Origin of the sequence: Pantoea sp. B65, from assembly GCF_047308185.1 — a bacterium.
GTDB lineage: Bacteria > Pseudomonadota > Gammaproteobacteria > Enterobacterales > Enterobacteriaceae > Erwinia.
The window spans coordinates 1-14,446 of sequence record NZ_JAHXPU010000042.1; the positions used below are offsets into that span (position 1 = coordinate 1).

12 protein-coding genes and 1 tRNA gene are annotated in these 14,446 nt (G+C 53.3%); 10 read left to right on the forward strand and 3 right to left on the reverse strand.

Annotated features, from left to right (window positions below; genetic code table 11):
- Together JWF83_RS21370 and JWF83_RS21375 are read right to left on the reverse strand one after the other, a co-directional pair.
- The coding region (locus tag JWF83_RS21370; RefSeq protein WP_413652491.1) for an Arm DNA-binding domain-containing protein at positions 1–417 on the reverse strand (417 nt) is incomplete at its 3' end.
- Positions 418–577: 160 nt separating this feature from the next.
- A tRNA-Asn gene (locus tag JWF83_RS21375) sits at positions 578–653 on the reverse strand.
- A 507-nt stretch (positions 654–1,160) separates the two neighbouring features.
- On the opposite strand from JWF83_RS21375, the gene JWF83_RS21380 reads away from it, so the two are divergent.
- From JWF83_RS21380 to cbl, 5 genes are all read left to right on the forward strand, one after another.
- Positions 1,161–2,084, forward strand: coding sequence for a sugar ABC transporter substrate-binding protein (locus JWF83_RS21380; RefSeq protein ID WP_413652492.1), 924 nt, complete (start codon positions 1,161–1,163; stop codon positions 2,082–2,084).
- 32 nt (positions 2,085–2,116) lie between these two features.
- Positions 2,117–3,601: a sugar ABC transporter ATP-binding protein gene (locus JWF83_RS21385; RefSeq protein ID WP_413652493.1), complete on the forward strand. Its 1,485-nt coding sequence runs from the start codon at positions 2,117–2,119 to the stop codon at positions 3,599–3,601.
- Between the two features lie 16 nt (positions 3,602–3,617).
- The gene (locus JWF83_RS21390) at positions 3,618–4,649 is read left to right on the forward strand and encodes an ABC transporter permease (RefSeq protein ID WP_413652495.1); all 1,032 of its coding nucleotides are present in this window, start codon (positions 3,618–3,620) and stop codon (positions 4,647–4,649) included.
- Positions 4,650–4,987: 338 nt separating this feature from the next.
- A complete protein-coding gene (nac, locus tag JWF83_RS21395; protein ID WP_413652497.1) occupies positions 4,988–5,905 on the forward strand; it encodes a nitrogen assimilation transcriptional regulator NAC in 918 nt (305 codons plus the stop codon).
- A gap of 148 nt (positions 5,906–6,053) precedes the next feature.
- Positions 6,054–7,013 (forward strand): HTH-type transcriptional regulator Cbl, encoded by a 960-nt coding sequence (gene cbl / locus JWF83_RS21400; protein ID WP_413652499.1) that lies wholly within the window; start codon positions 6,054–6,056, stop codon positions 7,011–7,013.
- 121 nt (positions 7,014–7,134) lie between these two features.
- On the opposite strand, the gene JWF83_RS21405 is transcribed toward cbl, so the two are convergent.
- On the reverse strand, positions 7,135–7,395 hold the full coding sequence (locus JWF83_RS21405; protein ID WP_413652501.1) for a hypothetical protein: 261 nt from the start codon (positions 7,393–7,395) through the stop codon (positions 7,135–7,137).
- Positions 7,396–7,444: 49 nt separating this feature from the next.
- On the opposite strand from JWF83_RS21405, the gene JWF83_RS21410 reads away from it, so the two are divergent.
- The 5 genes from JWF83_RS21410 to JWF83_RS21430 all read left to right on the forward strand — a co-directional run bounded on the left by JWF83_RS21410 (position 7,445) and on the right by JWF83_RS21430 (position 14,434).
- Positions 7,445–8,902: an NAD-dependent succinate-semialdehyde dehydrogenase gene (locus JWF83_RS21410; RefSeq protein WP_413652502.1), complete on the forward strand. Its 1,458-nt coding sequence runs from the start codon at positions 7,445–7,447 to the stop codon at positions 8,900–8,902.
- A gap of 419 nt (positions 8,903–9,321) precedes the next feature.
- A complete protein-coding gene (locus JWF83_RS21415; RefSeq protein ID WP_413652503.1) occupies positions 9,322–10,794 on the forward strand; it encodes an aldehyde dehydrogenase family protein in 1,473 nt (490 codons plus the stop codon).
- 35 nt (positions 10,795–10,829) lie between these two features.
- Positions 10,830–11,498, forward strand: coding sequence for a haloacid dehalogenase type II (locus JWF83_RS21420; RefSeq protein WP_413652505.1), 669 nt, complete (start codon positions 10,830–10,832; stop codon positions 11,496–11,498).
- Positions 11,499–11,518: 20 nt separating this feature from the next.
- Positions 11,519–12,796 carry an NAD(P)/FAD-dependent oxidoreductase gene (locus JWF83_RS21425; protein ID WP_413652507.1) on the forward strand — a complete coding sequence of 426 codons (1,278 nt, stop codon included), beginning with the start codon at positions 11,519–11,521 and terminating at the stop codon, positions 12,794–12,796.
- 33 nt (positions 12,797–12,829) lie between these two features.
- Positions 12,830–14,434 (forward strand): ABC transporter substrate-binding protein, encoded by a 1,605-nt coding sequence (locus JWF83_RS21430; protein ID WP_413652509.1) that lies wholly within the window; start codon positions 12,830–12,832, stop codon positions 14,432–14,434.
- The last annotated feature ends 12 nt before the right edge of the window (positions 14,435–14,446 follow it).

Sequence of the window (14,446 nt, forward strand, 5' to 3'; positions counted from 1 at the left end):
CTCTGTTACGGCAATATGCCCAATGACCGGGAAAATATGATTGCTCATGCTGGCAAGCAGGCGGGCTGAATGGTTTTCAGACCAGGTCCTGTTGCTTCTGTGCCAGTTAAGCGCCACTGACTGAAAAGCATTTTCCCGGGCGCGGGCGGCTTTTGCTGTGCTCCGCTGTTGCACCGGGTCAATATCCTGCAGCAGCAATTTACGGATACCGTCGCGCTGCTGACGCGCTTCCGCCAGCGAAACAACCGGCCACGGACCGAAAGCCAGACGCGATTCTTTTCCACAGAAACGATATTTGAGATACCACAGACGTGAACCTGTCGGATTGACCAGCAGATACAGACCGTGTGAGTCGAAAACTTTAAAGGGTTTTGATGATGGTTTGAGAGTGCGGATTTTCGCATCGCTAAGAGACATTTTGGGGTCGCTCCGTTATCGAAGTGAAAGACCCCAGATCAGACCACCAGTTGTTCCCGATGCAGAGGGAAAACTGAAAACGCATCGGGAAGAGTTTTTACGCTATCCCGTTGAATCGCTAAAACATAAGGATTCGCAGGGACGCATAAGAACTAAAATTTGGCTCCTCTGACTGGACTCGAACCAGTGACATACGGATTAACAGTCCGCCGTTCTACCGACTGAACTACAGAGGAATCGTTGGAACGGGGCGAATATTAACGATGCCCCTGGCAAATGTCAAAGGTGGAATTCGCCTTTTCAGTGCGTTTGCTGGCAAAAACAGCGAATTGCTGCTTTTCCGGCTGCTATGGCTGAAATCTAATCTGCTGACTGGATCCCAATTTAAAGCGATTTCGGGGCAGATGTTAGATGTGTGTCAAATTTTTGTTATTTGCTGATTTTAAAACGCGCGTTTCAGTGCTTTTATTATGAAAGTTTCAAACGTACTTATTATGAAACAAATAAACTAAATTGCTAACCTGTGTTACTTTTCCCGGTAAAATGAAACAAAGTTTTGAAATTTAAATTTTAATTAACAACAAGTTGAACAAAAGTAGTATGCAGCAATTTTAACAGCAGAATCAGAGACTCTGTACTCTACCTACTCATAAAGCCGTACGGTGAGGTTGAGTGAATGTAAAAGATATTTTTCATTCGTCGTCCAGCCAGCCTGCGCATGTTAACGATAATAAGGGTTATCCATGAACTTCAAAAAAGCGATCGTAGCGTCGATGTTAGCTTGTATGTTGCCAACCGCCGTCTTTGCAAAAGACCTTCAGGTCGGCGTCTCCATGGCCTTGTTTGATGACAACTTCCTTACCATCGTGCGCACCGCAATTCAGAAAGAGATGCAGAAAGACGGTGTGCAAGGGCAAGTTGAAGATGCGAAAGGCGATGTTGCTCAGCAGCTGCAGCAGGTACAGAACTTTATTGGTCAGGGCGTTGACGCAATCATCGTCAACCCGGTGGATACCAATGCGGTGAAACCAATTATGGATCAGGCGGCAAAAGCCGGGGTGCCACTGGTGTTTGTTAACCGCCGTCCACAGGCGCCGCTGACCGATAAAATGGCTTACGTTGGCTCCGATTCCGAACTGGCAGGCCGTTTACAGATGGAAGCGCTGGCTAAAGCGATGAACGGTAAAGGTAACGTGGCGATACTGCTGGGTGACCTGGCGAATGAAGCGACCCGCGACCGTACTAAAGGTGTGGAAGCCGTCGCAGCGAAGTATCCGGGGATCAAAATTGTGCAGAAACAGACCGCGAAATTTACCCGTAACGACGCGGTGGATGTGGTCAGTAACTGGATGACGGCGGGTGATGATATCAACGCCATCGCTTCGAACAACGATGAAATGGCGATTGGCGCCCTGCAGGCGCTGGGTAAAAACAGCAACAATGTGCTGATTGCCGGTGTGGATGGTACGCCTGACGCCCTGCAGATGATCAAGAACGGCAAAATGGTCGCCACGGTGTTCCAGGATGCCAAAGGGCAGGGTGAAGGTTCAGTACAAACCGCTATCAAACTGGTGAAAGGCGAGAAAGTGCAGAAGAACGTGATGATCCCTTATCAGTTGATTACGAAAGAAAACTACGTCGAGTTTACCAATCGCAACCTTAAATAATCGTTTCTGACCCGGCAGTACGGAGGTGATGTATGACCGCTTATGCGCTTGAAGCCGAAGGCATCAGCAAGTTTTTCCCTGGTGTAAAAGCACTGAATAAGGTGTCGTTACGCGTTAAGCCAGGAACGGTTCATGCTCTGATGGGGGAGAATGGCGCGGGTAAATCGACTTTAATGAAATGCCTCATCGGGATTTACCGTCCCGATGACGGCATCATTCGCATTAAAGGTGAGCCGGTGCAGTTTGAGGATACCCTGGACGCTCTGCGTTCAGGCATCTCAATGATCCACCAGGAGCTCAACCTGGTACCGCACATGACGGTGGCCGAGAACATCTGGTTAGGTCGTGAGCCAATGAGGTTCGGTTTTGTCGATCACGCCAAACTTAACAAAATGACCCAGGCGCTGCTCAGCAAACTGAATATTCGCCTGAAAGCCGAGCAGATGGTGGGTGAACTGAGTATCGCGGCACAGCAGATGGTGGAAATTGCCAAAGCAGTCTCGTGGAATGCCGACATTGTGATTATGGATGAACCGACTTCAGCCCTTACCGAAGGCGAAGTGGCGCATCTGTTCACCATTATTCGTGACCTGCGGACGCAGGGTAAAGCCATCATCTATATCAGCCATAAAATGGATGAGATCTTTGCCATTACCGATGAAGTCAGTGTTTTCCGCGATGGCGCCTGGGTGGCCAGCGACCATACCGCCAGTTATACGCGCCAGTCGCTGATTACTCAGATGGTGGGGCGCGAATTAACCCAGCTGTTTCCGAAGTTCGAAAGCGATATCGGTGAAGATGTGCTGACGGTGCGTAACCTGACGCAGAAAGGCAAGTTTCACGATGTCAGTTTCAGCGTGCGCCGCGGCGAAATCCTCGGCGTCGCCGGACTGGTCGGTGCCGGACGCAGTGAAGTGATGGAAAGTCTGTTCGGCATGACATCGTATGACAGTGGGGAGGTGCTGATTGACGGCGTCCCGACCAAAATCGAATCACCGTCGGTGGCGATTGAGAAAGGGCTGGCGTTTCTGACAGAAGACCGCAAAAAGTCCGGACTGTTCCTGGTGTTGTCGGTGATGGAGAATATGAGCATCGTCAATATGCCGGAATATATCAGCCGTGCGGGTTTTGTCAGCCATATCCAGATGGCGAAAGACTGTATGGAGCAAATTCGTCGGCTGAATATTAAAACTCCTACCATGGATCAAATTATCAATAACCTCAGCGGCGGTAATCAGCAGAAAGTGTTAATTGCACGCTGGCTGTTGGCACAACCCAAAATCCTGATTCTTGACGAGCCTACGCGCGGCATTGACGTTGGCGCGAAAGCAGAAATTTATCGTCTGATCAGTGAACTGGCGAACCGCGGTGTCGCCATCATTATGGTGTCGTCTGAACTGCCGGAAATTCTTGGCATGAGCGACCGGGTAATGGTGATGCATGAAGGTCGTATTACCGGCATTCTCAATAAAGAAGATGCCGATCAAGAAACCATTATGTCGTTGGCATCTGAGTAAGGCGTGAGGGAAAATTATGAGTAACGTAAAAGTCAGTTCGCAGCAGCCTGTGGAGCGCAGTTCACTGTTCGCGAATATAAAAAGTAAACTGCCGAAAGATACTGGTATCTTTCTGGTCATGGTCGGCATTGCGCTGATTTTTGAAATCTCCGGCTGGTATGTGCGCGATCAGTCTTTTTTGCTGAACCCAAATCGCCTGGTACTGATTGTTCTTCAGGTTGCCATTATCGGGATTATTGCGGTGGGGGTGACTCAGGTCATTATTACCACCGGTATTGACCTCTCATCCGGCTCGTTGATCGCGCTTAGCGCGGTGGTCGCCGCCAGCCTGGCACAAACTTCTGACAGCCTGTCACCCATGTTTCCGTCGCTGGTCAATATGCCGGCAGTGGTACCGATTGTCGCCGGGATTGGGGTCGGACTGTTATGCGGGATCGTTAACGGCTTTCTGATTACCCGCACGGGAATACCGCCATTTATTGCCACACTGGGGATGATGGTCTCGGCTCGCGGTCTGGCGCAGTACTATACGCAGGGGAATCCAATCAGTTTCCTGTCTGATGGTTTTACTGCGATAGGCCAGGGCGCGATGCCGGTGATCATTTTTCTGGTGGTAGCGGTGATTTTCCATATTGCCCTGAAGCATACCCGCTACGGGAAATATGTTTACGCCATCGGCGGTAACATGACTTCCGCCAAAGTATCCGGTATCAACGTTAATAAGTACCTGGTGATTGTTTATACCATTGCCGGGGGCCTGTCCGGCCTGGCCGGTGTGGTACTGGCGGCACGCGTCAGCAGCGGTCAGTCAAGTATGGGGATGTCCTACGAACTGGATGCCATTGCGGCAGCGGTTATCGGCGGCAGCAGCCTGATGGGGGGCGTCGGGCGGATTACCGGTACTCTGATCGGCGCGGTGATCCTCGGCCTGATTAAGAGTGGCTTTACCTTTGTTGGTGTCGATGCCTACGTGCAGGACATTATTAAAGGCATAATTATTGTCGCTGCTGTATCCATTGATATGCATCGTAACCGCAAGAAACGCTAACCAGCGGATTTTTCCGGGCGGCATCTTTACGATGCCGCCTTTTTTTGCCCATTTTTCGCTCGCTGGTAACGTTTACACTGCACATCACTAACGCATTCTTTGCACTCCGATGGTGCGTCATACCACACTCATCTGACCTGATGGCTATTATCGCTACTGATTATCTGCGTCCGGGTAATCAGAATCTCTTATTTTACCGCCTGTTAGCTCGGCCCTGTTTCTACTTTATCCGCTACAGAAATAATTGGCCTGCATATTGCAATCTTATGGCTGCACCAGTGTTAAAGCTAATTCTAACAGCCGCAATCAGGCATTCGGGGATCCGTTACGGAGGCAAAATGAACTTAAGACGACTCAAATATTTCGTGAAAATCGTCGATATCGGCAGCCTGACTCAGGCAGCAGAAGTGTTGCATATTGCACAGCCTGCACTCAGTCAGCAGGTTGCGACTCTGGAAAATGAACTGGACCAGCAACTACTGATTCGCACCAAGCGTGGCGTGACGCCAACGGAAGCGGGCAAGATCCTCTATGCCCATGCGCGGACCATTTTACGTCAGTGTGAGCAGGCGCAAACGGCAGTGATTAATGCCGGACAATCGCTGAATGGCCAGGTATCTATCGGTCTGGCGCCTGGCACTGCAGCCTCATCGCTGACCATGCCACTGCTACAAACGGTGCGTGAACAATTTCCGGACGTACTGGTTTATCTGCATGAAAATAGCGGCGCGTCATTAAACGAAAAAGTGATGAATGGTCAGCTTGACATGGCGGTACTTTATGACCGTGCGCCAACGGCCGGTATCACCAGCATGCCGCTGATGAAAGAAGAATTGTATCTGGTGGGCGCCACGACCTGCCCGGGTCCAACCATCGATCTGGCCGATGTGGCATTGATGAATCTGTTCCTGCCACGCGATTACAGCGCGGTACGTAAACGCGTTGATGAAGCGTTTTCACTGCGTCGTCTGAGCGCGCGGATTATTGGTGAAATTGAATCTATTGCTACCCTGACTGCCGCCGTCTCCAGCGGAATGGGCGTTACCGTGCTACCTGAATCCGCTGCACGTGCGCTGGTTAGCGCCACCAATGCGTGGATGGCCCGGATTAACAGTCCGTCGCTCAATCTGCCGTTGTCACTGAATGTCTCTGCGCGTCTGCCACTTTCGCCTTCTGCCCAGGCAGTGAAAAATATTCTGCTGTCGCTGCTGAATAAACCGCTGGTTGAAGATCGTGAACTGATGTTAGTGAGCTAATTAATTACCCTCCAGTTGTTGGGCGCGCACGGAAGCGGCTCACTCCTTATCTCTAAATCGCATAACAAACCCTTTTTTATTATTTGTTGCTATCAATTTGCTTCCTTAACATAAAGGCAACTTAGCAGATAATAGAGGGGAAAAGCGCGTGAATTTCCAGCAACTTAAAATTATCAAAGAAGCCGCCCGTTGCGAGTTTAACCTCACTGAAGTCGCTAATGCACTTTTCACCTCGCAGTCCGGTGTCAGTCGTCACATTCGCGATCTGGAAGATGAACTGGGTGTGGAAATCTTTATTCGTCGCGGTAAGCGTCTGTTGGGCATGACTGAGCCGGGGAAAGCTTTGCTGACCATTGCCGAACGGATCCTTGATGAAGCAGGCAAAGTGCGTCGGCTGGCGGATGTGTTTACCAATGAATCAAACGGGGTGCTGACTATCGCCACCACCCATACTCAGGCGCGCTACAGCCTGCCGCGGGTGATCAAAGCTTTTCGCGCGCTCTATCCCAATGTACGGCTTGAGCTAAACCAGGGGTCACCGCAGGAGATTGTGACGATGCTGGTGGCCGGGGAGGCGGATATCGGTATCGCCAGTGAGCAGGTGGTGAATAACCCGGCACTGGCGGCATTTCCGTGGTTCAGCTGGCATCATGCCCTGCTGGTGCCGAAAGGCCACGAACTGGAGCAACAGCAGCCGGTGACGCTGAATGCCCTCAGCCGTTATCCGCTGATCACTTACCGTCAGGGGATCACCGGGCGTTCACGGGTTGACCGGGCGTTTCATGCCGCCGGCTTAAAACCTGATATCGTCCTCAGCGCGCAGGATTCTGACGTGGTGAAAACCTACGTTGAGCTGGGGTTGGGGGTTGGGGTGTTAGCCGACCAGGCGTGTGAACTGGATCAGCACTCCACGCTGACGCGGCTGGAGGCCAAACATCTGTTTGAATCCAATACGGTATGGCTGGGTTTAAAGCGCGGTCAGCTGCAGCGTAATTATGTCTGGCAATTCCTTGAATTATGTAACGCCAATCTGTCACTGGAAGAGATTAAGCGCCAGGCGTTGTCGCTGGGCGAAGACGAAACCCCGGTTATCGATTTCCAAATCTGACATCATCTCATGTAGGGGCGCGATTTATTCCGCCCGTATCAATGGTTTGCATTGCTGCCGCCATCGGGGCGGGAGCCATTAATGGCTCCCCGACAGCAGGGGTTGAGATATTCCTTCCGTATCAATGGTTTGCATTGCTGCCGCCATCGGGGCGGGAGCCATTAATGGCTCCCCTACAGCAGGGGTTGAGATATTCCTTCCGTATCAATGGTTTGTACTGCTGCCGCCATCGGGCGGGAGCCATTAATGGCTCCCCGACAGCAGGGTTCAGATATTCTGCCGCCCGTGCTGAGCATTTGTACTGCTGCCATGCAGCATAAAATTTCGTTTGCCAGGCAAATTCCTCATGGCGATGGCGCGTAACGCGCAGATAGCGCAGCATTGATTTCCCCCGTTCGTTACAGTGAAGTTAACAGACAAAAGGGGACGCTATGCTAGAACAACGTTTACAAGATGCTGGCCTGTTGCGTCAGCAAGCCTTTTTCGCCGGTGAGTGGCAAGGCGCACACAGTGGCGAAACACTGGCGGTCATCAATCCTTCCACGCTGCAAACCATTGCCACCATTCCTGCCCTGGGAAAAGAAGAGACGGAACGCGCCATTGAGCATGCCGAAGCGGTTCGCATCAGCTGGGGAAAAACGCCAAACGCGCAGCGCGCAGCATTATTGGAAAAATGGCATCAGCTGATTATCCGCCATGCTGATGACCTGGCGATCATCATGACCGCAGAGCAGGGTAAACCGCTGGCGGAAGCCAAGGGCGAAGTGCTGTACGGCGCCAGCTTTGTGAAATGGTTTGCCGAAGAGGCGCGTCGTATCTACGGTGAAACCATTCCGGCCCCGACTGACGATCGCCGTATCCTGGTGCTGAAGCAACCGGTTGGCGTCGCGGCGGCGATTACGCCATGGAATTTCCCGATAGCGATGATCACCCGCAAAGTAGCCCCGGCGCTGGCTGCGGGCTGCCCGATTATTGTTAAACCTTCAGAACTGACTCCGCTTTCGGCGCTGGCATTGATGGAGCTGGCGCAACGTGCCGGTATCCCGGATGGTGTGCTGCAGGTGGTGACCGGTCTGCCACAGGAAATTGGCAGCGCGCTGACCGCTAGCCGTCTGGTGCGGAAAATTTCCTTTACCGGTTCCACCCGCGTCGGACAGTTGCTGATGCAACAGAGCGCCGACAGTATTAAGCGTCTTAGCCTTGAACTCGGTGGTAATGCGCCATTGATTATCTTTGATGATGCCGATCTGGATATCGCCATTGCCGGGGTGATGATAAGTAAGTTCCGTAATGCCGGACAAACCTGTGTTTGCGCTAACCGTATTCTGGTGCAGCGTAATATCTATCCGCGCTTTGCCGAACGTCTGCTGGCTGAAGTGGCGAAACTGAAGGTCGGCGACGGCTTTGCCGACGGCAGCACCCTCGGCCCGCTGATTAACCGCCACGCGGTGGATAAAGTGAATGCACATATTGAGGATGCGCTCAGCAAAGGGGCGACCCTGCTGACCGGCGGGATCAGCCACGGCGCCGGCACCTTTGTGCAGCCGACGGTGTTGGGTGACGTCACACGCCATATGCGCATTGCCGATGAAGAGACTTTCGGTCCGGTGGCGCCGCTGTTTATTTTTGACCATGAAGAGGAAGCGATTGCCATGGCGAACGATACGCCATTTGGTCTTGGCGCCTACTTCTTTACGGAAAATATTCGCCGCGCCTGGCGGGTGGGCGAAGCGCTGGAATTTGGCATGGTTGGATTTAATACTGGATCGATTTCGCTCGAAGTGGCGCCTTTTGGCGGCATTAAATTATCCGGCATCGGTCGCGAAGGTTCCCATCATGGTATTGAGGAATATCTTGAATCTAAGGCATTTCATTTCGGTAGCTTGTAACAAAAATAATCGCTAACACCTTGAAAAGCGCCGACGATAAATAAATTGTCGGCGTTTTTTTTGTTTTATTTACGCCGCTTTTTCAGCCAATTGTTAAAATCCCCCTCTCTGTTTTGGTGCAGTAATAGCAGCCTTTGCTCTATGCTGGTGCGCTTATAATGTGATGTAAATCATCTATTTACACTGTCGGCTTATCTGGAAAAATTTGCCTTTATTTACGGCAGAAAATTTTTTTAGCGCCTTCTTTACGCATTTTTATTTTTTAACGTGCTGGCATACTTTCTGCATTAACTGAATAACAAAGATGAAAAGAGTTTTTGGTGGCTGTCTGGACAGCATTAATCACGCTGCCGGGGCGGGGAAGCTGAAATAGCGTCGGAGAGGCATTAATGGCCGCCGATAAATATAAGGGTTTATCCATGTTAAGTTTCGATCCCGATAAAATTGCCCTGCCGGCAGGCCATTATATCAATGGCAGGCATCTGCGCGGTCAGGGCAATACTTTGCTGGTAAACCGGCCTTCTGACGGCAAGCCCGTCGCCGGGTTGTATGAAGCTGATGCGACGCTGGTGGACGAAGCGGTAACCCTCGCTGACCGGGCCGTTAAACAGAGCGGCTGGGCCAGCTGTCCGCCGCGCCAGCGCGGCGCGGTACTGCGCCGCTGGGCGGATCTGATTGCTGCGGATACTGACTACCTGGCGCCGCTGGAAGCCTTAAGTTCGACGCGTCCGATTCATGATGTGATTCATCATGAACTTCCTTTTACCGCGGAGGCTATCCGTTTCTACGCTGAATGCGCTGACAAATATAGTGGCGACCTGTTGCCGACCCGTGCCGCCAGTCTCGGCATGCTGGTGGCGGAGCCTTACGGCGTTATCGGCGCGATTACCCCGTGGAATTTTCCGCTGTCGATGGCGTCGTGGAAATGTGGTCCGGCGCTGGCGGCAGGCAATGCTGTGGTGCTGAAACCTTCTGAACTGACGCCGTTCTCCACCATTCGTATGGCGGAGCTGGCGATTCAGGCGGGCTTGCCCGCTGGCGTGCTGAATATTCTCCAGGGCAGCGGGGCGGTAACCGGCAGTGCGCTGGTGGCGCATCCGCTGGTGCGTAAAGTCTCTTTTACCGGTTCTACCCAGACGGGCGCCCGCATTATGAGTGATGCGGCTTTTAACGGCATGAAACCAGTCACGCTGGAGCTGGGCGGCAAAAGCCCGCAGTTAGTGTTTGATGATGCGGGCGATATTGATGAGGTGGCCGGACGTATTGTGCGTGGCTTTACCGCCAATGGCGGCCAGGCCTGTGTGGCCGGTACCCGTTTGCTGGTGCAACGCGCTATTGCGCCGGCGTTGATTGCCCGGCTGACCGCACTGTGTCAGGGCTTTCGTCCGGGAGTGACCTGGGATGAAAGCAGTCGCTATGCGCCGATGATCGATGCCCGGCAGGCGGCAAAAGTGCAGCAGGTGATCGCCGCCGCGCGGCAGCAGGGGGCTGAAATTCTGGTCGGCGGCGAGCGTTTTGCTGATACTGGCGGCGGTTACTTCTGGCAGCCGACGCTGATCACCGGCGTTAGCCAGGATAATCCCGCGGTACAGGAGGAGATTTTTGGCCCGGTACTGACGGTACAGATTTTTGATGATGAAGCCGAAGGTCTGGCGCTGGCATCGCATCCTACTTACGGCCTGTGCGCCGGGGTACATACCAAAAGTCTCGACCGTGCTCTGCGCGCGATGCGCGGCATTGCCGCCGGTACGGTCTGGATCAACCGCTATGGCCGTTCTGGCGATTTTATTATTCCGACCGGCGGTTTTCAGGGTTCCGGTATTGGTAAAGATTTAGGCCGTCAGGCGTTTGAAGCCTGTCAGCGCTACAAAAGCGTACTGATCGATTTTTAACCCAACTTAATTCGACAATCTGAAGAGGTCGCGCAATGGCTGTGTTTAAACCGAAATTTATCACCTTCGACTGCTACGGCACCTTGATCAACTTTGATATGGCCGGTGCGGCGGCGGCAATTTTCGCCGATCGCGTCAGCCCTGAGCAGATGAGCGCTTTTACCACCGATTTCGCCCGCTACCGTATGGATGAAGTGCTGGGGGCGTTCAAACTCTATCCGCTGGTGGTCGCTGACGCGCTGTACCGGACCTGTAATAAGTGGCGCGTGGAGTGTACTGAACAGGATTGCGCCGCGGTAATGACCGCCTGCGCGACCTGGGGGCCGCACCCGGATGTGCCTGCCGGGCTGGCAAAAGTGGCTGAGGCGTTTCCGCTGGTGCTGCTGACCAACTCTACGGATGAGCTGATTAAAAACCATGTGCCCCGTCTGGGTGCGCCGATCCATATGACCATTACCGCGGAAGAGGTGGGGGCATATAAACCGCAGATGAAGGGCTTCGAATACATGCTGAATAAGCTGGACTGTGGTCCGGAAGAGATTCTGCATGTCTCCTCCAGCCTGCGCTATGACCTGATGACCGCCCATGATCTCGGCATCAAAAATAAAGTCTTTGTTGCACGCGGTCATGATGCCGGTAATCCGTACTTTGGTTATAGCGAAATTAACGATATTGGCGGTCTTCCGGCGGTTGTCGGACTGTAACCGGACACAGGAGCAGGGCGATGAAACTGGAATCCTTCTGGCAGGCAACGGCACCCACCTTTGACGGCGCGACCGCAGGCAGTCTGCCGGCCACTGCCGATGTGGTGGTGATTGGCGGCGGTTTTACCGGTATCTCGGCGGCGCTGAATCTGGCGCGTAGCGGTATCAATGTCGTGGTGCTGGAAGCCGCGCAGGTGATGAGCCAGGCGTCGGGGCGTAACGGCGGCCACTGTAATACCGGCGTAGCGCAAAACTTTTCTGCCCTGGTGGCAAGCCACGGGGTTGAGCAGGCCAGCCGCTATTATCGCGCTTTTGCCAGTGCGGTGGATTATGTGCAGCAACTGGTGGCAAGCGAGCAGATTGACTGCGATTTCCGGCGCTGCGGCAAGCTGAAACTGGCCAGCAAAGCTTCGCATCTGCCTGCGCTAAAAGCGGCCTGCGAAATGATGCGCCGGCATGTCGATCCCGATGTTGAGCTGTTAGGCGCCGATGACGTGCGGCGCGAGATTGATTCCACTGAGTTTCATGGCGGTCTGCTGCAACAACATGGCGGGCAGATGCATATGGGTAAGTTTGGCGTCGGTCTGGCCAATGCCGCCGTCCGCAGCGGCGCAAAAATTTATCCGCATACGCCGGTTACCGGTTTAACCCGTCTTAATGGTTATCGTCATCGCGTTAGCACCGCCAGCGGCGAGATTATCGCCGAGAAAGTGCTGATGGCCACCGGCTGCTCGAATATCGGGCCGTTCGACTGGTTCCAGCGGCGCATTATTCCGGTAGGCAGTTTTGTGGTGGTTACCGCCCCGCTGGAAGCGGAATTGTTGCAGCAGTTGCTGCCGAATAACCGTACCTATGTCACCTCGCTGAATCTGGGCAATTACATTCGCACCACCCGGGATAATCGTCTGGTGTTTGGTGGCCGGGCACGTTTCGCCATCAGCAACCCGACCTCGGATGCGCGCAGTGGCGAGGTGTTGCAGGCCGGAATGAAAAAAATGTTCCCGGCGCTGACTGCGCCAGTCATCGACTACTGCTGGGGCGGGCTGGTGGATATGACCGCCGATCGTCTGCCGCATGCCGGTGAGCATGAAGGGGTGTTCTATTCGCTTGGCTACAGCGGCCATGGCACACAGATGTCGGTGTGGATGGGACGAGTGATGGCGGACCTGATCGCAGAAAAAGCCAATGAGAATCCGTGGCAGCGGGCCAGCTGGCCAGCTGTACCGGGCTATTTTGGTAAACCCTGGTTTTTGCCCGTAGCGGGCTTGTACTACAAGGCTATGGATCGGCTCTCCTGAATCACTGAACGTTTTACTTTTGAGGGTGTGCAGATGAGTAAATTTCGTAAAGAATTTAGCCCGGTTAATCCTGCAATAACACAGGCAATTAACGATGTGTCGATCTCCCGACGCGGCATGATGAAACTGTTGTCGGCTGGCGCCGTAATGAGTACTGGCCTGATTGGTTTCCCTGAGTTTAGCTTTGCCGCAGAAACGCCGGTAGCCGGCGGTAAACTGCGCGCGGCGGTAGCCAACTCCTCTGCGACTGATACCCTGGATCCGGCGAAAGGCAGCAACAGCGGCGATTACAGCCGTCAGTTTATGTTCTATAGCGGTCTGACCGAGCTCGACAAAAACCTGACCGCCCAACCGGCGCTGGCAGAATCCATTACCAGCAGCGACGGCATCCACTGGCATATCAAACTACGCCCGGGCGTCACCTTCCATGACGGTAAGGCGCTGACCAGCGAAGACGTGATCTACTCCCTTAGCCGCCATAAAGATCCGGCGGTGGCCTCGACGGTAATTACCCTTGCTTCGCAGATGAAAGAGTTTAACGCCGTTAGCCCGACGGAGCTGGATATCACCCTTGAGCAGGCTAACTTCGACCTGCCATCGATCCTGGCGACCAGTTCGTTCCTGATTGTGCAGAACAATACCAAAGATTTCAGTAAAGGCATTGGTACCGGCCCGTTTGTGCTGAAGTCCTTCCAGCCGGGGGTGCGCACCGTCGGCAGCAAAAACAAAAACTACTGGAAACCGGGGCTGCCTCATCTTGATGAAGTCGAACTGATGGGCGTCACCGACCCGGCGGCGCGCGTTAACGCACTGATGTCCGGCGACCTGCATATTGTCTCCACCCTGTCGGCTAATGATGTTAAACGTCTGAAGCAGAGTGGTCAGTTCGGCATTATGGAGACCAAATCAGGGATGTACAGCGACCTGATTCTGCGTACCGATCAAAAACCCGGTAACAACCCGGATTTTGTGCTGGCGATGAAATATTTGCAGCCTCGCGAAATGATGCAGAAAACCGTGATGCAGGGTTACGGCGATATTGGTAACGATACCCCGGTACCGCCATGGCATCCGATGTTTAACAAAGATATTCCGCAGCGTCCGCTGGATCTCGATAAAGCCAAATTCCACCTGAAAAAGGCCAATATGGTGGGGGCCAAAATTGAGATTATCACCACGCCAAATATCGAAGGCGCAGTGGAAGGGGGGCAGTTGATCCAGCAAATCGCCCGCTCCGCCGGGTTGAATGTCAATGTGCGCCGTGTGCCGTATGACGGTTACTGGTCAACTCACTGGATGAAGGATCCGATTGGCTATGGCTCCGTTAACCCGCGTCCGACGCTGGATATGCTGTTCTCGCAGTTCTATCACTCTGCTGCGCCATGGAATGAATCCGGCTGGAAGAACCAGCAGTTTGATCAGCTGGTAACCGCTGCACGCGGCGAGCAGGATCAAAGCAAACGCAAACAGATGTATGGCGATATGCAGCAACTGGTGCATGACCACTGCGGCACCATCATTCCGGTGTTTATCAGCACCATGGATGGACACAGCAATAAAGTGAAAGGCGTTGAAGCCTGGCCATCAGGCATGATGATGGGCTATCGCTTCCACGAGTTTGCCTGGCTCGCTTCCTGATAAGGAGAACGG